Here is a 21,946-nt window from a genome sequence, read left to right as displayed (position 1 = left end):
CGCTACGCCTGGCCGCGCAGCAGCAGCGTCAGGAACTCCGCGTTGGACTGCGTCTTGGCGAGGCGGTCCAGCAGCTGCTCCGTCGCCGGCTGGCCGTTGGCGCCGAGCGCCTTGCGCAGCCGCTGCACGGCGAGCAGCTCGTCCGGGTGCAGGATGACGTCGTCGCGGCGGGTGCTGGACCCGTCGATGTCGATCGCCGGGAAGACGCGGCGGTCGGCGAGCTTGCGGTCGAGCTTGAGCTCGGCGTTGCCGGTGCCCTTGAACTCCTCGAAGATCACGGTGTCGCCGGTCGAGCCGGTGTCGACGAGCGCGGACGCGATGATGGTCAGCGAGCCGCCGTTCTCGATGTTGCGCGCGGCGCCGAGGAGGCGCTTCGGCGGGTACAGCGCGTTGGCGTCGATGCCGCCGGTCAGGATGCGCCCGGAGGCGGGGGCCGAGTTGTTGTACGCCCGCCCGAGCCGGGTGATCGAGTCCAGCAGGAAGACCACGTCGTGGCCCAGCTCGACGAGCCGCTTGGCGCGCTCGATGGCGAGCTCGGCGACGCCGGTGTGCTCCCCCGCCGGCCGGTCGAACGTCGAGGCGATGACCTCACCCTGGACGGACCGCTGCATCTCGGTGACCTCTTCGGGCCGCTCGTCGATCAGCAGCACCATGAGGTGGCATTCGGGGTTGTTGCGGGCGACGGCGTTGGCGATCGCCTGCAGCACCATCGTCTTGCCGGCCTTCGGGGGCGACACGATGAGCGCGCGCTGGCCCTTGCCGATCGGCATGACCAGGTCGATGAGGCGCGCGGTGAGCTGGCGCGGCCCGGTCTCCAGGCGCAGGCGCTCCTGCGGGAAGAGGGCGGTGAGCTTGCTGAACTCGGGGCGGCTGCGGGCCCACTCGGGGTCGTTGCCGTGGACGGTGTCGAGCCGGGTGAGGGTGCCGCCGTTGGCGCTGCCCGTCAGGGCGTCGCCGTGGCGCAGGCCGTAGCGGCGGACCATCGCGGCCGGAACCGTCACGTCGTCGGGCCCGGGCAGGTAGCTGTCGACCCGGAGAATCATCTTGTCGCGGTACACGTCGACGATCCCGGCGACGTCTCGCGCCTCGGCCGATGAGGGCGGCTGGGGCTGGTTGGCCGGGCGGCTGTGGTCCCGGTTGCGCTGGGCGGAGCGGGTGCGCCGCCGGCCCTGGCTCTGCGCCGAGGGGTTCTTGGGGGTGGTACGTTCCAACACTTCGGTTGGGGCCATATGCGTCCTCCTAAGGACTGTTCGGCCGTAAAAGTGGATCTCTAGGTGCGCGTGCCTCGAAGGTCCTGCCTGCGCTGCTTGCGGTGGACTGCGTGTGCGGTGGCCGCCTAGCTTCCTGCGCGAGAGCGTGACACGCGGTGGCGAATGGCGTCCCCGGGCGGCAGATAGCCGACATCCGCGGGACTGGCTCGACGGTAACCCGAACGCCAGGCAGGGGCAAGTCCCGTGGTGGCGTGGCGCGCTACCTTCCAGCACCCGAGCGGGTCCCGGACCAGCACCGTGACGCCGGTTACCTGGTTGGTGTCAGGGAGCACCACAGCCGGGGGGTTGACATGAACACGACGTTCGACACAGTACGCGCCGAGGCCCTCTTCGCCTCCGCGCTGCAGCCTTCGCAGGACGCGACGCCGGTCCAGGTGCGCGCCGCGGTCACCGGCACGCTGCGCCGCTACGGCGTCAACGGCTGCGCCGGGCGGGTCGCCGGCGAGTTCGGCGAGTACCCGGAGACCGCCGCGGCCCGCATGGGCTGGGCGCTGCAGATGGTCCGCTCGGCCTACCAGGACCTGGCCTCCCGTCAGTTCGCGTACGCCGGCTGAGGGACGTTTCCGCCGACCGCCGACGCGGTAACAGTGCAGTTGTGGACCTTCGCCTGACCGTCGACCTGCCGCGGGATCTCGACCGCATGAACGCCCTCCGGCACGCCCTCGACGGTGCGCTGGTGGGGCTGGAAGTGTCCGAACAGAGTCGGACAGACATCGCCCTGATCATCAGCGAGACCTGGGCGAACGTGATCAGTCACGTGCGGGTCGGTGTGGCCTTTCAGGTCCGGACGACCGTCAACGAACAGCGCTGTGTGATTGAAGTCACGCACCCCGGCGAGCTGTCCGTCGAAAATCTCAACGCATTGCTCGCCTCGGAACATTCCCTCCGGGTCGTGCGGTCCCTCGCCGACGAGGTCGACGTGGACAGCGACGGCCTGCTCGTGAAGGTCACGAAGAAGCTATGACCGAGTTTGCCGCGCTTGCCACCCCCACCGCGGACGGCACGGTCACCGTGACCGCTTCGGGTGAGCTGGACATGACCAGCGCCCCCGACCTGATCGCCGTGCTCCGCGAGGCGATCCGCACCCACGGACCATCGCGGGTGGACCTGGACCTGACCGGTGTCACCTTCATGGACTCGACGGGCCTGCAGGTCCTCGTGGCCGCGAACACCGACGTGGGCGGCGGCCTGCGGATCACCGGCACCAGCCCCGCTGTCTTCCGATTGCTGGAGCTGACCGGGGTACTGGAGGAATTCGGGCTGCGGTCAGGTCGTTCTAGCTAATGGACGAGTGAACCATTGAGCAACCGGACAGTTCCCGCACCGGCACCTGGACAGGAGGTAGCTGGACACAGCAGGGAGTTGCCAGCAGGAGGTCCCACCATGGAGTCCACGTTCCAAGCGGTTCGCGCCGAAGCGCTCTTCGCCTCCACGCTGCAGATGTCCCAGAGCCCGCTCGACGCCGACGTGCGTTCGGCCGTGACGTGCACCCTGCGCCGCATCGGAGTGCAGGGCTGCGTGGCCTGCGTGGCCACCGAGTTCGGCGACCACCCTGAGTGCGCCACCGCACGGATGGGCTGGGCGCTGCGGATGATCCATCATGCCTACGCCGACTCGTGCACCCCGGAGGTCTTCGCCGAGCCGCGGGTGGCGCTGGCCTGATCCCCCGCCGCAGCCCTCAGGACCCCCAAAACCGCAAGGACCCCGGAAACCGCAAGGCCCCCGCCGAGATTGTCGGACGGGGGCTTGCTACTCCTTCGGCCGTGAAGCGGGTCTCGGCCTACGACTCAGGGTGTCTGTCAGACCGCGCGGATGTTGTCGGCCTGCGGACCCTTCTGGCCCTGCGTGATCTCAAACTCGACCTTCTGACCCTCGGTCAGCTCGCGGTAGCCGGTAGCCTGGATCGCCGAGTAGTGCGCGAACACGTCGGGCCCACCGTTGTCCTGCGAGATGAAGCCGTAGCCCTTCTCCGAGTTGAACCACTTCACCGTGCCTGATGCCACGTGTAACTCCTTAGCGACGGCGCCCCGACCCGCACCTCACGGATCAATTTGAAACAGGCACACGCCACGGTGGAGACGGTAGCCTGCGCGCTGGCAAAACGCAGCCCCGGTATCGCGATACGGACCCGATCGACTACCAAACCGAAATGCACACCCCTACAGTGCGGACACTCAGCGTATTGCCGCACTGAACAATCGGTGATATAGCGACCAACTTCAACGCGCCAGTCTCGCGTCCGGCCGACACATCTAGTACAGTCGGGTCAGCTCACCTCGTCCGAACGGTTTGTTTCGGCTGACCGTGGATGAACGGGCCCCGTCCAGCAGCGGCGGGATGCCCGATGAGCACCGCAGGTCTTGCACCGGCACTCAAGAAACGGGTGCCGAGAGCGACTTACCGACCGGCGTTGGCGGCGCTTGCCTTCTTTCACCCTTGTTTCCCGGCCGCAGCATCCGTCTGCGCCCAGGCCGCCGCCGGTCACCCGTACCAGAAGGGCCAAACCCGTGACCGTCTCCATCGACCGTGCCATCGATCAGGCGATCTCCCAGCACGCCCCGCACAACCAGGGCACCGGCGAGTCCGGAAGCACCAGCACCCGCGCCACCGACGCGCAGGCCAAGGCGCTGCTGTCGCTCATGGCCGACCTTCCGGCCGGCGCCGACCGCGACCGCGTCCGCGCGCGGCTCATCGAGATGTACATCCCGCTGGCCGAGTACCTGGCCCGCCGCTTCCGCAACCGTGGCGAGCAGTTCGACGACCTGGTACAGGTCGCCAACCTGGGCCTCATCAAGTCCGTCGACGGCTACGACCCGGCCCGCGGCGCCGCGTTCACCAGCTACGCGATCCCGATGATCGTCGGCGAGCTCAAGCGGCACTTCCGCGACAAGGGCTGGGACGTGCGCGTGCCCCGCCGGCTGCAGGAGCTGCGCCTGGAGATCAGCAAGGTCTCCGGCGACCTGGCCCAGGACCTGGGCCGCTCCCCCACCGTGGCCGACCTCGCCGCCCGCCTCAACGTCTCCGAGGAGGAGATCATCGAGGGGCTGGACTGCGGCCAGGCGTACCGCGCGCTGTCGCTCGACGCCCCGGCCGGCGAGGGCAGCGACCCGGGCGCGGCCGGCCTGGGCGACCTGCTCGGCGCCGAGGACCCGGACATGAGCAACGTGGAGAACCGCGAGGCGCTGCGCCCGCTGCTGGCGAAGCTGCCGGAGCGCGAGCAGAAGATCATCGCGATGCGCTTCCACGGCAACCTGACCCAGTCGCAGATCGCCGCCGAACTCGGCATCTCCCAGATGCACGTCTCCCGGCTGCTGGCCGCTGCGCTGCGCACGCTGCGGACCGAACTCGTCGCCATCGCGGAGTAGGAATCAATCGGGCGAAACGCCGCCGACCTGCCTCAGAAGGAGCGGCGGCGTTTCGCCCTATTCGCGCATTGTTGCAACTCGCACATATACGAAATATCCGAAATGTCGGATCGCGGAGCGTCCGACATTTCGGATTCTCAACGCCGGCGGCCGGATCAGCACGGGGCGGCGATGCCGCCGTGCCGCCGCGCACCGCTCGGATTCTCAACGCCGGCGGCCGTATCAGCTCGGACGGCGAGCCCGGATGGTTCTCAACGCCGGCGGGCGGATCAGCTCGGACGGCGAGCCCGGATGGTTCTCAACGCCGGCGGGCGGATCAGCTCGAGGCGGCGATGCCCGGATTGCTCTGGACGAAGTCCGGCACCGTGCCGCCGCGTACCGCGGCCAGCAGATCCAGGGTCGTCTGGTCGAGCGCCTCGGCGCCGGGGTGCTCGGTCGAGGCGTGGAAGCCGCCGTTGTTGGTCTTCAGCGTGACCATGCGGTCGCCGTCGATGCCGCCCATCGCGAAGATCCAGTCGTCCAGGCCGAACGGGCCGGTGTCGATGGTCATCGCGCGGCCGACGACCTCCAGGACCTTGTTCAGGGTGCCGGGGCTGCCCAGCACCTCCTTGCTCGCGATCTTCTTGAGCAGGGCCTTGATGAACTGCTGCTGGTGACGCTGGCGGTCGTAGTCGCTGTTGGGCAGCGTCTCGCGCTGGCGCACGTAGTCGAGGGCCTGCCAGGCCGCGAGGTGCTGGTAGCCGACCTCGTAGACGACCGGCTTCACGCCCTTGACCTCGATCAGCTCGGTGCCGCCGTTGGCCGCCGGGCGCTGGATGTACGGCACCTTCGTGTTCCCCTGCGCGTCGTGCCCGATGTGCACCGAGACGGTGCGCTGGTCGACGTACATGTCCACGCCGCCGAGCACCCGCACGACGTCCTGGAAGCCGACGAAGTCGACGATCGCCGCGGCGTCGAAGGTGATGCCCCAGTTCTGCTTGATGGTCGCGGCCAGCAGCCCGGTGCCGTGCTTGCGCGCGTCCTTGCCGGTCAGCCCGTAGCCGCCCTCGGCGAAGGCACCGTTGATCTTGTCCTGGCCGCCGTTGTAGGTGCGCTTGCCGTTGTTGTACCGCGGGATCGAGACCCAGGTGTCCCGCGGGATCGAGATGAGGAACGCCATGTCGTGCGAGGCCGGGATGTGCAGGATGAGGATCGAGTCGGCCCGGATCGGGTCGTTCGGGTCCTGGTCGGGCCGCGGATCGATGCCCATGAGCAGGATGTTCTTCGGGCCCTTGATGCTCTTGTGCTGGTCGGTCTGGGGCAGCAGGTCCTCCTGCGCCACGCTGCGTGTGGCGTAGCCGAGGACGGCGTCCTTGACCACGAACGCGCCGCCCGCAACGATCATCATCAGCGCGCCGGCCACCACGAGGAGCCGTGCCCACAAGGGATCGCGCCGGCGACCCTTGCGCCGGGTCTTGCCCTTCGCCACAGCCCGCCCCTCCATCACCATCAGTCACGACAATGACGCCGCCAAGGACGGTACCTGGGCAACGCGATATCGTCACGTCCCAGCGGTCCGATGCCCGACCGATACGGAGAGTGCTTGTGGTGACGGTGATGCGGCCCGGGACCGACGACGGGGTGACGGGCGGGGGCGCGGCGGACGGCCGCCGTACCGGCCTCCGCATCGCGCGCATCGCGATCGCGCTGGCCGTCGCGTGGGTCGTACCGCTGGCCGCTCATCCGCTGCGCCTGGACGCCCTGCTGCCGCTGCTCGTGCTCGCCGGCACGATGGCGGTCCAGCGCGGCGCCACCGGGCTCATCGACCGGTTCGTGCTCGCCTGCGCCCAGCTCTTCGGCGCCGCGTGCGTGTTCGGCCTGGGCCTGACGCTCTGGCCCGGTCACCTCAACCCCACGCTCATCGCCGGGGTCGCCCTCAGCGCGCTGGTGCTCATCGCCGCGGCCACCGGCCGGCTCGAGCCGGTCCGGCGCGCCGACCGCTCGGCGCGCAGGCTCCGGCGCCCGGCCGACGCGCTGCTCGCGCTCGCCGCGGCCGCCGTCGCCGCGATCTCCCTGATCCCGTACATCGCCCGCGACCTCGGCGGCCGCCTGGGCCTGCCGCTCGCGGGCGAGGACATCGCGCGGCACTACCTGCTGTACGACGTCATCGGCAGGACCGGCGGCTACCTCTTCATGCGCCCGGAGGCGCTGCGGCCCTTCGTGCCCGACGAGGAGCTCAACGGCATCGCGAACTACCCGCAGGGCCTGCACTTCTCGTACGCCGTGCTGGGCCGCTTCATCGCCTCCACCACCGGGCAGAGCTCCCCCGGCGCCGCCGTGGACGTCATGGTGTGGCTGCTGGTGGGCACGTTCCTGCTGCTCGCGCTCGCGGTGCTGTGGGCCGTGCGCCGGCTGGCCGGCCCGGGCACGTCGCCCGCCCGGCTGCTGCCCGTGCTGCTGCTCGCCGGCGCCTGGCTGGTGCTCGGCGACCCGGTGACCGTGCTGTCGCGCGGCTACCCGAACGAGCTCGCCGGCCTCGCCTGCGCGGCGGTGCTCACCGCGCTCGTGGTGCGCCCGCTGCCGCGCCTGGGCGAACAGACCGTCACCGTCGCGCTGCTGCTGGTGGGGCTGTCGTTCAGTTACCCACTGTTCCTGGTGTACGGCGGACTGGCCGCCCTGTGGTGGATCGCCCGCGCCCGGTTGTGGCGCTTCTGGTGGGGCTGGCTGGCCGCGGCGCTCGTCACGCTCGTGTCGGCGATCGGCCCGCTCACCGCGGCGGCCGCGTCCAGCGGCTCGCAGCTGCTGCTCAACGGCACGGCCCGGGTCGTCGACCGGCCGGCGACGCTGGCCCTGCTCGGGCTGGCCGTCTTTGCGGTACTGCTGCGCCGCGGCCTGCGCGCGCCGAGCCACCGCGCCGCGCTGTACGCCCTGGCCGTCGCGTTCACGCTGGCCGCCGGGCTGGGGCTGTACCAGACGGCGACGATCGGCCGCCCGGTGTACTACTTCGACAAGCTCCTGCACCTGCTGATCGTGGTCTGCCTGTGCGCGCTCGGCGGGCTCGTGCGGTTCCTGCCGGGCGTCGGCGTGGCCCTGCGGGTCGCGATCGCCCTGCCGATCGTCGCCGCCCTCGCCCTCGCCGGCGGGGAGTGGCACACCACCCCGGTCGCGCCGGGCGTCAAGCTGGCGCTGGGCAAGGACCGCGGCTCTCCGGAGGCGGCCCGTGACGCGCTGCTGATGGCCCGGATGTTCCCCGACGGCGGCAACGCGGTGAACGTGGACCTCATGGGCAGCCCGTGGCGGAACTGGTCGGCCACGCTCGGCGCCGCCGCGCTGCAGCACAATTATCGGTACTTCCCGGCGTGGTCCGGCCTGCTGTACCCCGGATCGGCCGGGAAGGCGAGCACCATGGAGGACCTGGACCGGCTCGTGCGCGAGAGCCCGAAGCCGGTGCGGTTCTTCGTGCACGACCCGGAGGCGAGCCTGCTCGTCGTCGATGCGGAGCACCCGCACCGGCCCAACGTCCGGCCCGGCCAGCCACTCCCGGTGGCCTTCGGCGACCCGGCGGCCCCGACCAATATCGCGGCGGCCCAGGCCCTGGCCTCGAAATATCCGGCGAAAGTGCAGGTCGTGTACGCTACGCCAGCGAACCCATAAGGACTCTGTGTGGTGGCGCAGCACCGCAACCGAGACGGATTGGTCATCGTGCAAAGACCCGAGGTCAGCGTCGTCATTCCCACCCGCAACCGCCCCGAGTTGGTGTTGCGCGCCGTGAGGAGCGCCCTGGCGCAGACCCTGCCGGACATAGAGGTCGTGGTCGTCATCGACGGTCCGGACCCGGCGACCGTCGAGGCGCTGGCCGGCCTCGGCGACGAGCGGGTCCGCCCGGTCGAGCTGCCGACGTCCGGCGGCGCCCCGAACGCCCGCAACCGCGGCGTCGACAACGCGCGCGCCGACTGGGTCGCGTTCCTGGACGACGACGACGAGTGGCTGCCGGAGAAGCTCGAGACCCAGCTCGCCCGGGCCCGCGCGTCCGGGGTGGCGCAGCCGATCGTGGGTAGCCGGCTGTACATGCGCACCCCTCGGGCCGAGCTGATCATGCCCCGCCGGATTCCGACCCCGGACGAGCCGATCAGCGAGTACCTCGCCGTACGCCACGGCCTCTTCCACGGCGACGGGTTCATCCAGACCTCGACGATCATGGCCCCGACGGCACTGCTGCGGAAGGTGCCGTTCGCCGACGGCCTGCGCCGCCTGCAGGAGCTCGACTGGACCCTGCGCAGCCTGCAGGAAGAGGGCGTGGACCTGATCTATGCCGAGGAGCCGCTCGTCATCTGGTACGCCGACGAGAACCGCCCCCGCATCAGCTTCGACGCGCCGTGGAAGCAGTCGCTGCAATGGCTGCAGGAGACTCGCCCCCGGGTCACCCCGCGCGCGTACGCCGCGCTCGCCATGAGCGTGGTCGGCTCGATGGCCGCCGCCAGCCGCAGCCCGCGGGTCTTCTTCGACCTGCTGCGCGAGGCCCGCCGCCACGGCAAGCCGAGCATGACCGACTACGTGACGTTCCTGCAGGTCTGGCTGGTGCCGGCCGGCCCGCGCCGCGTGGTGCGCGACTTCTTCCTCAGCCGCCGCCGCACCCGGGCGAACGAGGGATGACGGGCACCAAGGGCCGCGCGGCGGGCGCCGTCGTCGCGGTGGTGGTCGCGCTGCTGGCGGGCGTCTTGGAGTACACCAGGACGGACTCGATCGGACAGTCCGCGGAGGCGTTCGCGGCCGGCCTGATCGCGATGGCCGTGGTCGGCCTGGCGCTGAGCCTGCCCGGCATCACGCTGCAGGGCCTCGTCTGCGGCGGGCTCTTCGTGCTCGCGGGCATCCTGACCTGGACCGCCACCCACCGCCCCGGCATCATCTGGGCGGTCCTCGCCGTCGAGGTGGTCGTCTTCGCGGTCTGGGCGTGGCCGTGGCTGCGCGCGGCCCGGTCGCTGCCCCGCCTGGGCGCGGCGTGGCTCGGCCTGGCGTACTGGTTCTTCGGCATCTTCGGCGCCGTGCTCGTCGCACACTGGAAGGTCGCCGCCCAGCGCGTCGGCTACGCCGGCGTCTTCACCCTCGCCGTCCTCGCGCTCATCGCCCTCAACAGCCGGGGCAAGCGCCGCGACCTCTCGATCGGCATCGCCTCGGCCATCCTGCTCGGCATCGCCGCGCTGCTGCTGGTCGGCTCCGGCAGCCTGTTCGACCACGTCCACGCGATCCCGGACAACAGCTCCGCCAGCCTCATGACCAACCGTTTCTGGGGCGGCCCCGGCCTCTTCTACCACCCGAACTCCCTCGCCGGCCTCATGGCCGCGGCCGGCATCCGGATCGGCTTCGACCGCACGATCGCCGCCTGGCAGCGCCTGGGCGTCGGCGCGCTGGCCGCGCTGGTGCTGTCGATCAGCGACTCCCGCACGGGCTTCGTCTTCGCCGCCGCGGCCGCCGTCGTACACCTGGGCCTGGTCCTGCTGCGCCGCAACGACGACCTGGACCGCCTCCCGTCGCGCAACGGCTGGCTCGCCGTGGCCACCCCGTTCGTCGTGCTCGTCATCGTGGTGACCCTCGGCGGCGGGTACCAGTTCCTCCTCCGCGACCGCTTCGACAACCAGGGCGCCGACGTCACGAGCGGCCGTACCGACACGTGGCGCCAGGTCTGGGTGGACTGGAAGCACGCGGGCTGGGCCGAGAAGGCCTTCGGCGACGCCCGCACGTCGCGCGCCGTGGTCACCCGCGTCAACGACGGCAACCCTGTCGAGGGCCCGCGCCGCCAGCTGAACACGGACAACGCCGCGGTCGGCGCCTTCCGCCGCGGCGGCGTCTTCGGCGCCGCGTCCTTCGTGCTGGGCCTGGCCCTGCTGCTGTGGCACGCGGTGCGCCGCCGCCCGGACGGTTCGCTGCCTCCCGCGTGGTACACGATCGCCGCCCTGGCGGTGGTCCCGACGATCGCGACGGAGGACTGGCTGATCGGCGGCACGAACGGCGCGATCTGGCTCCTGCTGGCCGCCGGCGAGGCCCAGATCCTGCTGAGCGCCCGCCGCACATCCCCTACCCCGTCCCCAGCGCCAACCCCCGCCTTGAGCTGATCGGGGTCTTCGTGCGCTGTGACGATAAGTCGGGCGCGGGCGCGCCACGACTTATCGGATTTATCGCCCGACAACGCATAAGTCCGATCCTCGACCGCTTTGCCCGGGTGCGCCAAGCATGAGTCGGGCGCAGGCGCACCGGCAACGGTTCGACCGGGCCGGTCCTCGACCCACGTGTCACCGAGGCCGTCAACGGCGGCGGCGCTCGACCCCGCCCCTCGGCCCGCGTCGAGGTGACCGCGCAGCGGCGGCGCCGGCTCAGCGGCACGGGCGGTGGCGCGCTCACGAAAGCCGGACCACGCACGCAAGTCCGATAAGTCGGGCGCTGGCGCGCCACGACTTATCGGATTTATCGCCCGTCGAGGTATAAGTCCGAAATGTCGTGGTGTGCCAGCGCCCGACATTTCGTGCCACAGCACCTAGCGCGGCGGATGGATCGCGTAGGTGACCGACCCCTGCGTCTGCGGATTCCAAGACGGCGGAATGTAGAAGGCACAGCTGATCGGCGGATCCACGCAGACCACAGCATCCACCGTGTCGATGCCCGCCGCCTTCAGATCCGGCTGCAACGACTGCAGCGAAACGAGCTCATCCCCCCGCAGCAGAATCCACCACGGGTACTCCCAAGTGTTGTACCCCTGCAGCAACCCCACCCGCCGAGCGCCGGAGGCGCGAACCTGTGCCGCCGCCCACTGGTAGTCGCGCCCCCATTCGGGCCGCCGGACGAAGCGCTCGTCCGCCCGCGACATGGTGAACACCGAGTGGGGCCCGACCAGCCGCCGCGGCCACCCGAAGGCCACCGAGGCGCCGCCGGCCACCGCCCCGCCGGCCAGCACCAGGACGACCGCCCAGTTGAGCACGCGGCGGCGCGAGGCGAGCAGCGAATCGACCCAGAGGGCGCCGAGCGGAGTACCGAGGAGCACGAGAAACACGACGAGGCGGTTGCCCCAAGGCTGCCACTTCACGGTGACGACGTACGCGAGGACGGCGAACCAGAACAGCGCGGCGTACAGGCGGGCCGGCGAGCGGCGCCACAGCAGGACGAAGGCGCCGATCAGGACGAGCGCGCCCTGCACCGGCAGCGACACGCGGTCCTCGTCCGGGGGCCAGGACTCGTACGGGTACTCCGCGCCCCAATAGGTGATGTCCCGCGCCTGCGGGTCGACGCCGAGCGCGTGCGCCAGGTCGATGATCTGGGCCGAGCCGACGGCGCCGGCGGGGGTCTCCAGGGCGGTCTCGGCGATGCGCAGCGCGTTGATGAGCACCGACGCCGGGTCGTGGCGCTGCATCGAGATCGAGTCGCGCAGGTGGGCGGGGCCGAGCGGGTGACCGTAGGTGGACTGGACGCGCCAGAGGTACGGGCCGGAGATCACCGCCATCAGGGCGGCCACGATCGCGGCGCCGGCCAGCGCGCGCACGACGACGGGGCGCCGGCGAACCTGCGTCGCGAACCACCAGATCAGCATCGGCCCGGCGGCGAGCAGGCCCGTGGCCTTGGTCAGCAGTACCAGTCCGGCCGCCACGCCCAGCAGCAGCGCCGCGGTCCACGGGGTGCGCCGGTGCAGCTCGTCGAGGACGAGGGTGGCGACGCTGCCGACCCACAGCGCGACCACCAGGTCGGTCTGGGTGCTCGTCGCCTCTAATACCACGATCGGAGTCGTACCGAAGATCAGCGCGGCGATCAGCTGAGCGCGACGGGCGCCGCCGAGCTGGGCGGCGATCCGCGACGCGATGATCGCGCCGCCGGCGCCGGCCGCCAGCTGGACCAGGTTGTAGAGCGCGTCGCCGCCGGTGAGCAGGCGCAGGTGCAGCAGGAGGTACTCCGCGCCCGGCGCCATGGCCAGCTGGCGGTCGATGACGGTCGGGTAGAAGCCGACGTCGCCCTGCGCGACCCAGTGCTCGATCTTGGGCAGGTGATAGGTCTGCGAGTCGAAGTTGTTCGGCGGCGAGCGGAGGGCGACGACGAGCTCGGCGAGGAACAGCGAGACGAGCATCGCGACCATCACGCGCTCGCCCCGGCCGGCGTCGCGCCAGAACGCGGGCACCCGGGCCGCGATCGCGCGCGCCCGGTGGCGGCCGAACCAGGCGGCGGCCACCGCGACCAGCGCCCACAGGGCGATGATGATGCCGCGGTACAGCAGCCCGAACGCCGAGAGCAGCTCCACCAGCAGCACGGCGCCGCCGCCGAGCACGAGCCCGGCCCGGATCAGCCCGAGACGGGCCGGCGCGACAATCACGCGCGAACGCTACCGGACCGCGCCGGGCGTTCGCGATGGACTAGAGAAGTTCGACGACGCGGCCCCGGCAACGGTTGCGGGTGTCGAAGACGTACTGCGCATGCTCCTCGATGAGCGCGTAGTCGAAGTCGTCGTGGTCGGTCAGCAACACGACCGCGTCGGCCGCCATGACCTCGACGGCGGTGAGGTCGACCAGCGTCACCCCGCCGAGGGTGCCGACGTCGCGGGGCGCGGCGTGCGGCTCGGCCGCGCGCACGTCGGCGCCGAGGTCGACGAGCAGCTCCGCGACCGCCCGGGCGGGTGACTCGCGCAGGTCGCCGACATTGCTCTTGTACGCCAGGCCCAGCAACAGGATCCGGCTGCCGTTGACCGGCTTGCAGCGGGCGTTGAGCCCGGCGGCGACGCGCTGCACGACGTAGCGGGGCATGCCCTCGTTGACGTCGTTGGCCAGCTCGATGAACCGGAAGCGCTGGCCGACCTCCCGCTTGACCTGCCACGACAGGTAGGAGGGGTCGATCGGCAGGCAGTGGCCGCCGACGCCGGGACCGGGGTCGAAGGCCATGAACCCGAACGGCTTGGTCGCCGCCGCCCCGATCGCCTCGCGCACGTCGACGCCGAGCTTGTTCGCCACGATCGCGAGCTCGTTGACCAGGGCGATGTTGATGTGCCGGAACGTGTTCTCGAAGAGCTTGGTCAGCTCGGCGGTGCGCGGCGCGGAGACGGGCACGAGCCGCTCGACGAAGCGCGCGTAGAAGCGGCGGGTGGCCTCGAGTGAGCTGTCGTCGATGCCGGAGACGAGCTTGGGCGTGTTCTCCAGGTGCCAGGTCGGGTTGCCCGGGTCGATGCGCTCCGGGCTGTACCCCAGATGGAAGTCGTCGGGGGTGCGCAGCCCGCTCGCGTGCTCCAGCAGCGGGCGCAGCACCTCCTCGGTCGTGCCCGGATAGGTGGTCGACTCGAGGATCACCGTGCAGCCGGGGCGCAGGTGCGGCGCGATCTGCAGGGCCGCGTGCTCGATGTGGCTGATGTCGGGCACCCCGTCGGTGAGCGGGGTGGGCACGGTGATCGCGCAGGTGTCGAAGCCGGCCGCGTCCGCGTAGTCGTCGGTCGGCCGGTACCGGCCGGTCTCCAGCGCCCGCGCAAGGCGCTCGTCGGAGATGTCCTCGACGAACGAGAGGCCGGCGCCGAGCGCTTTGACGCGATCGGTGTCGGTGTCGAGCCCGACGACGTCGTCGCCGGCCTCCACGGCTCGGATGGCCAGCGGCAGGCCGACGTAGCCCTGCCCGATGATGACGACTTTGCCCATGATCATCCTATCCGGGTACTACTCGGCCCGCCGGCGAGCGCGCCGACGGGCCGGGCTTGGATCACTGTTGATCGGGTGATACCGCTAAATCGTGATAAGTCGGATTTGTCGTGGCGCGCCAGCGCCCGACAAATCCGAGCGCCGCACGCTCCGAACGCCGCACGCCAGCGCCCGACAGAACCGAGCGCCGGCGCCCGACAGAGACGGGGACAACCGTCAGCGGGACTGGCGGCGGCGGTACGTGATCAGGCCGCTGCCCGCGAGCGCCGTCAGGCCCAGCAGGGCCGGGACGAGGTCCGCGCCGTACGTGCGGTGCTGCTGCTGTCGCGGCGCCGGGGCCGCGACCTCGGTGCCGGCCTGCACCTCGTTGGCCGACAGGCGGTACGGCGACCAGCCGCTGCGGAACGGGCCGAAGAAGCCCGCCGGGCGGTCCCCGCCGTCCCAGTGGCCGCGCACCGGGCTGCTGCCCAGCGGCGTGCCGTCGAAGATGTCGTCCGGCCAGGGGTTCTTCCAGGCCTGGACGCGCACGGCGACCGACAGGGTCTTGTGCGACTTCTTGCCGGTGACCTTGATGATCGCGTAGCCGGGCATGCCCAGCCGCACGCGGGCCGAGAAGCGGCCCTGGTCGTCCGTGCGGCGGTCGCCGTTGACGTTCACGCCCCACGGGTTGTCGTAACCGCCGGAGTTGCGGGTGATCCGGTACTGCACGCGGATCGAGATCGGTTCGCCGGCGATGAAGCCGCGGCCCTGCAGGCGGACCGCGTCGCCCATGGTGACCGAGGCCGCGCTCACCCGGATCGCCGGAGCGGGTGCCGGGTATGCCGCCTCGGGGGCGGCCTGTGCGTTGGTCGGCGCGCCGAGCACGGCCGCCGCGACGAAGGCGCCGGCGAGGCCGGCGAGTGATGTCAGCGCCGTTTTTCTTCGGGCTCGCATTGCTCTCCCTCTCCTCTCCCCGGATTTACCGTAGACCCACAAATCCACCCGATATGGGTGAACCGGACTATTTCTCGCATGCACGGCCAGGTTGCAACCGAGTCGTCCACGGCGTGATCCCCGGCGTCAGCACCAGCCGCGGCTCGACTGCCTCCTGGACCGGCAGCGGGGGCGTCGCCAGGTCCACGACGAGCGTGCTCTGGGCGCCCGGGGCCAGATCGACGGTGAACACGGCGACCTCGCGGCCCTTGTCCAGGCCCGTGCCGAAGTCGGTGGGGGCGCCGTCCTGGGTCGCCGACACGGGCGAGCCGCCCGCGGGGGCGTAGACGAGGACGTTGGTGCGCACCGTGTACTCGCCGGCCAGGCCCAGGCCGAGAACGCTTCGCGGCAGGCCGGTCTTCGGCGCGGTCGAGCCGAGCGTGACCGTCAGCCGCAGCGGGCGCGTGCCGTCGGGCAGGCAACGGCCGGACTCCAGTTGCACCGAGCGGGTCAGGTAGTACCCGAGCTTCGCGCCCGTGCCGTCGTCGAGGAACACGCCGACCGTGGGGTGGGCGCCGTCCTGCTCGGGCAGGGTGCCGCCGAACACCGTGCCGGCGAGCTCGCGCTGTTCCTCGGGGTGGGCGCTCCAGGCCAGCAGCCGGCGCTCCTCCGCGGCCCGCGACAGGGCGGAGACCAGCGCCTGGCTCATCGGCACGCCGCCCATGAGCCGGTCGAGCACGGCCTTGGCGGCGCCGGCGAAGTAGGCGTCCTGGTCGGGCTCGCTGGCAATCTTGAGGTACACCTCGGACAGCAGCTGGCGTACCGCGGTCGCGGCGGTGAGCTGGTCCCCGGTCGGGAGCGTCACCGGGCCGGTCGCGCCGAGCAGGTACGCCAGCGCCACCGGGTCGGTCGCGAACACCCCGTCGACGGTGCGCCCGGAGCGCTGCCGGTACATCTCGCGGATCAGCGCGGCCGCGGTCGGGAAGTCGGGGGTGAGGTTCACGTCGGCCGGGTACGTGCCGAGCCGGTCGGTGAACAGCTCCTGCTGGTCGGGGTCGAGCGGCAGCACCGGCGTGTCGAACTCGCGCAGCGTCTTGGCGGCGGTGCCCTGCTCGACCAGCTCGATGTGGCCGTGGTCGGCCTTGACGACCGCGAACGCGCCGGGCATGCCCCCGGTGGCGCGGACCTCCGCGAGGTTCTGGAACAGCACGAGGTATGTCCGCGGCCCGTCGGCGCCGAGCAGCCCGGGCAGCAGCCTCGCGGCCCGGGCGGCCGGGTCGAGCAGCGGCACCACCTTGTCGAGGCCGTCGGCGACCTGCCTGACCGCGGCGCGCACCCGCGGGCTCAGCCCGGCGCGGTCGAGCCCCTCGAGGCGGCGCTGAGCGGCCCGGGCGGCCGCGGCGGCGGCGGTGATCCGCGGCGCGGCGTTCTCGACGGTTTTCAGATCCGCCTCGGTACCCCCCGAGCCCCGACCCATCGCCCCGCTCATCCCCTCGGCCGCGTCGAGCAGCGGCGGCAGCGCCCGGGCGGCGAGCGCGTCCACGGCATCGGCCACGGCCCCGACGGCGGTCAGGTCGTCCCCGGCCACCGGCAGCCGCCGGCCCAGCCACCAGCTCGGGCCGTGCGCGTCCGCGCGCGCGGCGGCGGTCTGCCGGCGCAGCTCGTTGGCGGTGACCCGGGCCGCGCCGAGGTCTCCGCGGCGCAGCTGCGTTTCCAGGTCGGTCACGAGCGCGGCCGCCCGCTGCAGGTGCGACGCCGCGTCCGCGGCCACGCTCGCCAGGCGCAGCCCGAACCCGGCCACCAGTACGACCAGGACCACCAGGACGGCGACGACTCGCCGCCGTCGTGTGCGAAGCAGGCGCCGGAGATGCTCAATCGGCACCGCTCACCACCTCCTCGACGCGATCGGGGGCGGTCAGGACACGCAGGGCGCGGTAAAAGTCCGCGCGCCGGCGGGCGAGGGTCTCGGCGGCGTAGTTGCGGGCCCGCGCGAGGTTGCGCGCGGACGCGGCGGCCATCGCGGCCGGGTCGGCCGCGAGCGCGGCGATCGCCCGGGCCAGGGCGGCCGGGTCGCCGGGCGGCACCAGGTGGGCGCCGGCGAGCAGCTCGGGGACGCCGCCGACCCCGGTGGCGACCGCCGGCAGGCCGCGGGCCATCGCCTCGATGAGGGCGCGGGGCAGGCCCTCGGTGCGCGAGGGGAGCACGAACAGGTCGGCGTCGTCGAGGAACAGCCGGACGGCGGCGCCGGGCGGGACGGCGCCGGCGAAGGAGACCCGGCCGCCGAGGCGCCGGTCGCGGACCAGCCGCTCGAGGCCGGGCCGGCAGCGGCCGTCGCCGACGTGCACGAGGCTCGCCTCCAGCCCGGCCCGCACCAGCGCCGGCAGCGCCTCGATGAGCACGTCGACGCCCTTGTACGGCTGCTCGAGCGAGCCGACGCTGACCAGCCGCAGCGCGATCCGGGCGGCCCCGGCGGCGCGGCGCGGGTGCTCGGCGAACGCGGCCTCGGCCAGCTCGATGCTCGAGTACGCGGCGGTGACGGCGCCGGGCGCGGCCGGGTAGCGGGCCTGCAGCGCGCGCTCGGTCACGTAGGCGACCGCGGTGGCGGAGCGGCACTGGGCGCGCAGCCGCCGGGTGAACCAGCGGCGCAGCAGCGGGCGCAGCGGGTGGCGGATCGCGCCGGGGGCGAAGACGTCGTAGGGGTCGCCGACGACCTCGAGGCCGAAGGTCCGGCGCCGCCGGCGGATCGCCCGCCACAGCAGCGTGCCGATCGCCGACGGGACGCGCAGCAGCACGGCGTCGCCGGGCTCGGCGGCGGCCCGCAGCCGCGCCCGCAGGCGGGGCAGCCGCCGCAGGTACTGCCACGGCCCGACGTAGTGCGGCAGCGCGTACACCTCGACGCTGTCGCCGTCGACCCGGCGCGCGTCGCCCGGCCGGCCCGGGCGGTCCTCGACGCGGGCCACGACGCGCACCTCGCCGAAGACGGCGCGGTACCGCTGCCAGAAGTCGTTCCCGGCGTCCGTGGTGGACCAGACGCGCCCGTCGGGCGTGCGCAGGTACCGCTGCTCGCTGCTCACGACGATGCGCACGCCGCCACCTCCTCGGCGTCGGTTTCAGCGGTGTCGGTGTCGGTCGAGCGGACCGAGACCATCCGGATCACGCCGTAGAAGAGGGCGCCGTAGACGCAGGTCTTGACGAGCGACTCGCTCTCGCCGCGGAAGCCGTACATCCAGGCGATGGTGAACAGGATGCTGCCGTACGCGTACACGGGCGCCCGGTCGATCCGGTTGGTCACCCACCGGTGCGCGCCGGTGAGCAGCGCGAAGAGCAGCGGGATGCCGGCCAGGCCGAAGTTGAGGTACGCCTCGCCGGTGAGCGAGAACCCGTAGCCGGAGGCGCTGCCGGGCGCGTAGCGGTCGACGAGCCACTGCGACAGCGCCGGCTGCGGGTGCCCCGGGATCAGGTTGATCAGCGCGCGCAGGTACGTGGCCCCGTGCTGGTACGGCTCGACCGACGGCACGTGGCCCATCACCCACGTGTCGATGAACAGCACCGAGCCCTGGTTGAGGATCTGCGAGGCGTTGGAGCCGCCGGCCGCGTCGCCGCTGCCGCGCAGGCTGAACAGCAGGGTGGCGCCGACCAGCAGCCCGGCGCCCCACAGCACCGTGCGCGGGATCTTGCGGCGGCCGCGGCCCCGCTCGCTCAGCACATATTCCCGGTGCAGGACGAGGGCGAAGAGGACGAAGACGAAGTCGCGCTCGCCGGTGGCCAGGCAGTAGGCGATGTACACGCCGAGGTTGAGCCGGTAGGCGAAGCGGCCGGTCGAGGTCTCGTAGGCCAGGAAGTACAGCGCGCACGCGCACATCTGCAGCAGCAGGTAGTCGTAGTGGCCCGGCCCGGCGACGGCGATGCGGTCGAGCTTCGTGCCGGACAGGAACGCCGGCCCGCCCCACGCCAGCACGGCCAGGCCGTAGAGGGCGAGCACGGCGAGCACGGCCGGGACGAGCGGCAGCCGGCGCCCGGACGGCGCGGCCATCGGGTCGGCGATGTCGCGGCGGCGGCGCACGAGCACGCCGGCGGCGAGCACGCCGGCGAAGGCGAGCAGCAGCCCGAGCGCGGCGCGGCCGATGAGCGCCGTGTTGGTGCCGAAGTAGATGGTCCCGCCGAGCAGGTAGCTCACCACCGGGCCGAAGCCGAAGAGGAAGAAGTAGGCGGCGAGGTACGCGAGCATGTCCCGCCGGCCGCCCACGAACAGCAGCACCGGCACCGCGAGGGCGGCCAGGCCGACGCAGTACCAGGGCTCCGCGGCGAGGTCAAAGGGCACGCCGCAGCACCGCCCACTTCAGCGCGCAGTGCACGGCGGCGGCGCCCACGGTGGCCCACGCGGCACCGAGCACGCCGTAGCGGTCCACGAGCGCGAGCGCGCCGAGCACGCCGACGGCGAGCACGGCCGCGTTGACGGCGAGCTGGCCGGTGAAGCGGCGGGCCGCGGACAGGCCGGCGTCGAGCACGAAGCAGGCCCCGCCGAGCGCGGTGGCCAGGGTCAGCACGGTGAGCACGCGGCCGGCCTCCGGGCCGCCGTACTCGTCGCCGTAGAGGTGGCGCAGCAGGCCCGAGCCGAACAGCCCGGCCGCCCACACGCCGAGCGCGCCGGCCACGCCCACGCCGATGAGGGCCTGGTACAGCAGCCCGCGGAAGCCCTCGGGGGTGCCGTTGGCCCGCAGCTCGGCCAGGCGCGGCAGGAGGGTCTGCGCGACGGCGGAGAAGAACACGTTGCCGGTCAGCACGAGGTACCCGGCGGCGGCGAACACGCCCAGCGCGGCGGCGCCGAAGTGGTGCTGCAGCGCGTACCGCGGCACGTTGACGCTCAGCGAGGACACCCCGGAGGCGAGGCCGAGCGGCAGCGCCGTCCACAGCAGGCCGGCGACGCCGCCGTCGGCCCGGTGCGTGTGGCGGGGCGTGCGCGGGTCGGGCCGGTTGTGGAAGCGACCGGCGAACGGCGCGCAGCACATTACCCAGGTGATGAGCGACGCCGCCGCCGAGCCGGCCGCGGCCCAGCCGATGCTGCTGGTGCCGTAGAGCAGGGCGGCGGTCAGCGCGACGGTGAGCCCGCCGTTGACGAGCTGGGCGGCGGCGATGCTGCGCTGGTCGTGGTGGCGCTGGAGCAGGCCCAGGTAGATGTCCCCGATACCGTCGAACGCCTTGGCCGCGCCGAGCAGCAGTACCACCACGGCCGGAAGCCGGAAGACCAGCACCGCGGCGCCGATGACGACCATGGCCGCCGCCATCGCGGCCAGCCGCACGGTCAGGTAGCGGCAGAACGGATGCTCGCCGAGGGGGTCGGTGACCAGCACGGTGCGCAGCGACAGGTTGGCCAGCAGCACGACAGGCGCGCCGACGGCCAGGCCGAGGGCGTAGTCGCCGACCATGGCCGGCGTGCCGAGCCGGGCGACGACGACGAGGACGAGCCACTGGCACAGGGCGTACCCGCCGTTGCCGGCGACGCTCCAGGTGACGTTGCCGGTGAACGAGGGGCGGACCGAGGTTGGGCGATGTCGAGTGGCGGGGTGCCGGGTGGCGGTCATCGGGCGCCGGCTCTGTGTTCGCGCCGCCGCCGCACGGCCCGCTCCAGCGTGTCGGCGACCGCGCGGGCGGCCGGGCCCTGCGCGAAGAGCCGCTCGGCGCGCTCGCGGGCCGCCTCGCCGCGGCGGGCCAGCGTGCCGGCCCGGAAGTCCGCGTACGCCTCGCGCAGCGCCGCGGCGAGCGCGGCCGGGTCGTCGCGGGGCACCACCCAGCCCGAGGCCGGGTCGACGGTCTCCGGCAGGGCGCCCGCGTCGGAGACGATGCTCGGCACGCCCATCGCGGCCGCCTCGAGCGCGGCGCCGTGGTTCTCCGACAGCGACGGGCTCACGCTGCAGTCGGCGGCGGCGTAGCAGTCGCGCACGTCGAGCACCGAGTCGTGCCAGTCGACGGTGCGGTCGGCGGCCACGTTGAAGCGCTCCAGCAGCCGCCGCTTGTGTGCGGCGCCGGCCGCGTCGAAGCCGCCGCCGAGCAGGACCAGCCGCGCATCGGGGCGGTCGCGAGAGAACTCGCGCCAGGCCTCCAGCAGCACGTCGTGGCCCTTGACGCCGCGGCCGGGGCGGATGAGGCGCTTCGGGGCGTACACGTAGGCGACCATCGACACCACGAACGTGTCGTCCTCGACGCACAGCGCGTCGCGCGACGCCGCCCGGTAGGCGGCCGACGGCGGGGTGAAGCGCTCGACGTCGACGCCGTACGGGATCGCGGGCGTGCGCTCCTCGTCGAGGCCGATCCCCCGGTAGAGGGTGGCGATGTGCTCGCTGCCGCCGATGGTGACGTCGTCGAGGCGGCAGAGGAACCGCTCCACGGTGCGGATGAGCGGCGACTCCAGGAACAGCGGCCCGGGCACCATGTGCACCCGGGCGACGTCCCAGCCGAGCGCGGCGAGGCGGGCGGCCAGCGCGGACGCGTACAGGTGGTAGTGCAGCACGTCGGGGTCGACGGCCCGCAGCTGGCGGCGCAGCCGGAGCAGGCCGAGCAGCGTCGAGGGGGACGGGCGGAAGCGGAAGTCGAACGCGGACTGCACCACGTCGACGCCGCGGTCGTGCAGCGCCTTGCGCAGCTGCCCCTCGCTGCCCGGCGGCAGCACGGCGACCACCTCGTGGCCGCGGCCGCGCAGCTCGTCGATGTGCGGCAGCGTCCAGCGCCCGCCGTCGGCGGTCTTGATGATCAGCGCAACCTTCATCGGGCC

Annotated in this window: 18 protein-coding genes and 1 pseudogene; 8 read left to right on the top strand and 11 right to left on the bottom strand. The window is 72.5% G+C overall.

The genetic code is table 11. The features are described 5' to 3' along the window. Positions 1-2: 2 nt before the first annotated feature. Positions 3-1,169: pseudogene (rho, locus tag ACQEVU_RS53330) on the bottom strand (transcription termination factor Rho); the annotation flags it as partial. A 392-nt stretch (positions 1,170-1,561) separates the two neighbouring features. Here rho and ACQEVU_RS53325 point away from each other — a divergent pair. From ACQEVU_RS53325 to ACQEVU_RS53310, 4 genes are all read left to right on the top strand, one after another. After that, positions 1,562-1,825: a hypothetical protein gene (locus ACQEVU_RS53325; protein WP_433338580.1), complete on the top strand. Its 264-nt coding sequence runs from the start codon at positions 1,562-1,564 to the stop codon at positions 1,823-1,825. A 41-nt stretch (positions 1,826-1,866) separates the two neighbouring features. Beyond that, positions 1,867-2,235, top strand: coding sequence for an ATP-binding protein (locus ACQEVU_RS53320; RefSeq protein ID WP_433338578.1), 369 nt, complete (start codon positions 1,867-1,869; stop codon positions 2,233-2,235). Then, a complete protein-coding gene (locus ACQEVU_RS53315) occupies positions 2,232-2,555 on the top strand; it encodes an STAS domain-containing protein (RefSeq protein ID WP_433338576.1) in 324 nt (107 codons plus the stop codon). Before ACQEVU_RS53320 ends, ACQEVU_RS53315 begins: the two co-directional genes overlap by 4 nt. Positions 2,556-2,654: 99 nt before the next feature. Beyond that, complete coding sequence (locus ACQEVU_RS53310; protein WP_433338574.1) at positions 2,655-2,933, top strand: hypothetical protein; 279 nt, start codon at positions 2,655-2,657, stop codon at positions 2,931-2,933. Between the two features lie 137 nt (positions 2,934-3,070). Here ACQEVU_RS53310 and ACQEVU_RS53305 read toward each other — a convergent pair whose 3' ends face one another. Further along, positions 3,071-3,274 (bottom strand): cold-shock protein, encoded by a 204-nt coding sequence (locus ACQEVU_RS53305; protein WP_190251213.1) that lies wholly within the window; start codon positions 3,272-3,274, stop codon positions 3,071-3,073. Between the two features lie 504 nt (positions 3,275-3,778). Here ACQEVU_RS53305 and ACQEVU_RS53300 point away from each other — a divergent pair. Further along, complete coding sequence (locus tag ACQEVU_RS53300; RefSeq protein WP_433338572.1) at positions 3,779-4,636, top strand: RNA polymerase sigma factor SigF; 858 nt, start codon at positions 3,779-3,781, stop codon at positions 4,634-4,636. Between the two features lie 316 nt (positions 4,637-4,952). Here ACQEVU_RS53300 and ACQEVU_RS53295 read toward each other — a convergent pair whose 3' ends face one another. Next, positions 4,953-6,125 (bottom strand): LCP family protein, encoded by a 1,173-nt coding sequence (locus tag ACQEVU_RS53295; protein ID WP_433338570.1) that lies wholly within the window; start codon positions 6,123-6,125, stop codon positions 4,953-4,955. A gap of 98 nt (positions 6,126-6,223) precedes the next feature. Here ACQEVU_RS53295 and ACQEVU_RS53290 point away from each other — a divergent pair, with 98 nt between their 5' ends. The 3 genes from ACQEVU_RS53290 to ACQEVU_RS53280 are packed head-to-tail and all read left to right on the top strand — an operon-like array spanning position 6,224 to position 10,725. Then, on the top strand, positions 6,224-8,269 hold the full coding sequence (locus ACQEVU_RS53290; protein ID WP_433338568.1) for a hypothetical protein: 2,046 nt from the start codon (positions 6,224-6,226) through the stop codon (positions 8,267-8,269). A 48-nt stretch (positions 8,270-8,317) separates the two neighbouring features. Continuing rightward, positions 8,318-9,268: a glycosyltransferase family 2 protein gene (locus tag ACQEVU_RS53285; protein ID WP_433338566.1), complete on the top strand. Its 951-nt coding sequence runs from the start codon at positions 8,318-8,320 to the stop codon at positions 9,266-9,268. Continuing rightward, on the top strand, positions 9,265-10,725 hold the full coding sequence (locus tag ACQEVU_RS53280) for an O-antigen ligase family protein (protein ID WP_433338564.1): 1,461 nt from the start codon (positions 9,265-9,267) through the stop codon (positions 10,723-10,725). The genes ACQEVU_RS53285 and ACQEVU_RS53280 overlap by 4 nt, the downstream gene beginning before the upstream one ends. 419 nt (positions 10,726-11,144) lie before the next feature. On the opposite strand, the gene ACQEVU_RS53275 is transcribed toward ACQEVU_RS53280, so the two are convergent. The 8 genes from ACQEVU_RS53275 to ACQEVU_RS53240 all read right to left on the bottom strand — a co-directional run bounded on the left by ACQEVU_RS53275 (position 11,145) and on the right by ACQEVU_RS53240 (position 21,940). Beyond that, on the bottom strand, positions 11,145-12,962 hold the full coding sequence (locus ACQEVU_RS53275) for a glycosyltransferase family 39 protein (RefSeq protein WP_433338562.1): 1,818 nt from the start codon (positions 12,960-12,962) through the stop codon (positions 11,145-11,147). A gap of 40 nt (positions 12,963-13,002) precedes the next feature. Next, a complete protein-coding gene (locus ACQEVU_RS53270; RefSeq protein ID WP_433338560.1) occupies positions 13,003-14,265 on the bottom strand; it encodes a nucleotide sugar dehydrogenase in 1,263 nt (420 codons plus the stop codon). Between the two features lie 216 nt (positions 14,266-14,481). Then, positions 14,482-15,198: a hypothetical protein gene (locus ACQEVU_RS53265; protein ID WP_433338558.1), complete on the bottom strand. Its 717-nt coding sequence runs from the start codon at positions 15,196-15,198 to the stop codon at positions 14,482-14,484. A 67-nt stretch (positions 15,199-15,265) separates the two neighbouring features. Further along, entirely contained in the window at positions 15,266-17,059 is a 1,794-nt protein-coding gene (locus ACQEVU_RS53260) for a DUF4012 domain-containing protein (RefSeq protein WP_433338556.1), read from the bottom strand. Then, entirely contained in the window at positions 17,049-18,263 is a 1,215-nt protein-coding gene (locus ACQEVU_RS53255; protein WP_433338554.1) for a glycosyltransferase family 4 protein, read from the bottom strand. The genes ACQEVU_RS53260 and ACQEVU_RS53255 overlap by 11 nt, the downstream gene beginning before the upstream one ends. Then, on the bottom strand, positions 18,248-19,498 hold the full coding sequence (locus ACQEVU_RS53250; protein WP_433338552.1) for an O-antigen polymerase: 1,251 nt from the start codon (positions 19,496-19,498) through the stop codon (positions 18,248-18,250). Before ACQEVU_RS53250 ends, ACQEVU_RS53255 begins: the two co-directional genes overlap by 16 nt. Further along, entirely contained in the window at positions 19,488-20,759 is a 1,272-nt protein-coding gene (locus ACQEVU_RS53245; protein WP_433338550.1) for a lipopolysaccharide biosynthesis protein, read from the bottom strand. Before ACQEVU_RS53245 ends, ACQEVU_RS53250 begins: the two co-directional genes overlap by 11 nt. Further along, positions 20,756-21,940, bottom strand: a complete 1,185-nt coding sequence (locus ACQEVU_RS53240; protein ID WP_433338548.1) for a glycosyltransferase family 4 protein — start codon at positions 21,938-21,940, stop codon at positions 20,756-20,758. Before ACQEVU_RS53240 ends, ACQEVU_RS53245 begins: the two co-directional genes overlap by 4 nt. Between the last annotated feature and the right edge of the window lie 6 nt (positions 21,941-21,946).

It is taken from the genome of Dactylosporangium sp. CA-139066 (assembly GCF_050936175.1).
Taxonomy (GTDB): Bacteria; Actinomycetota; Actinomycetes; order Mycobacteriales; family Micromonosporaceae; genus Dactylosporangium.
This window is presented reverse-complemented; position numbering and strand designations above follow the sequence as displayed.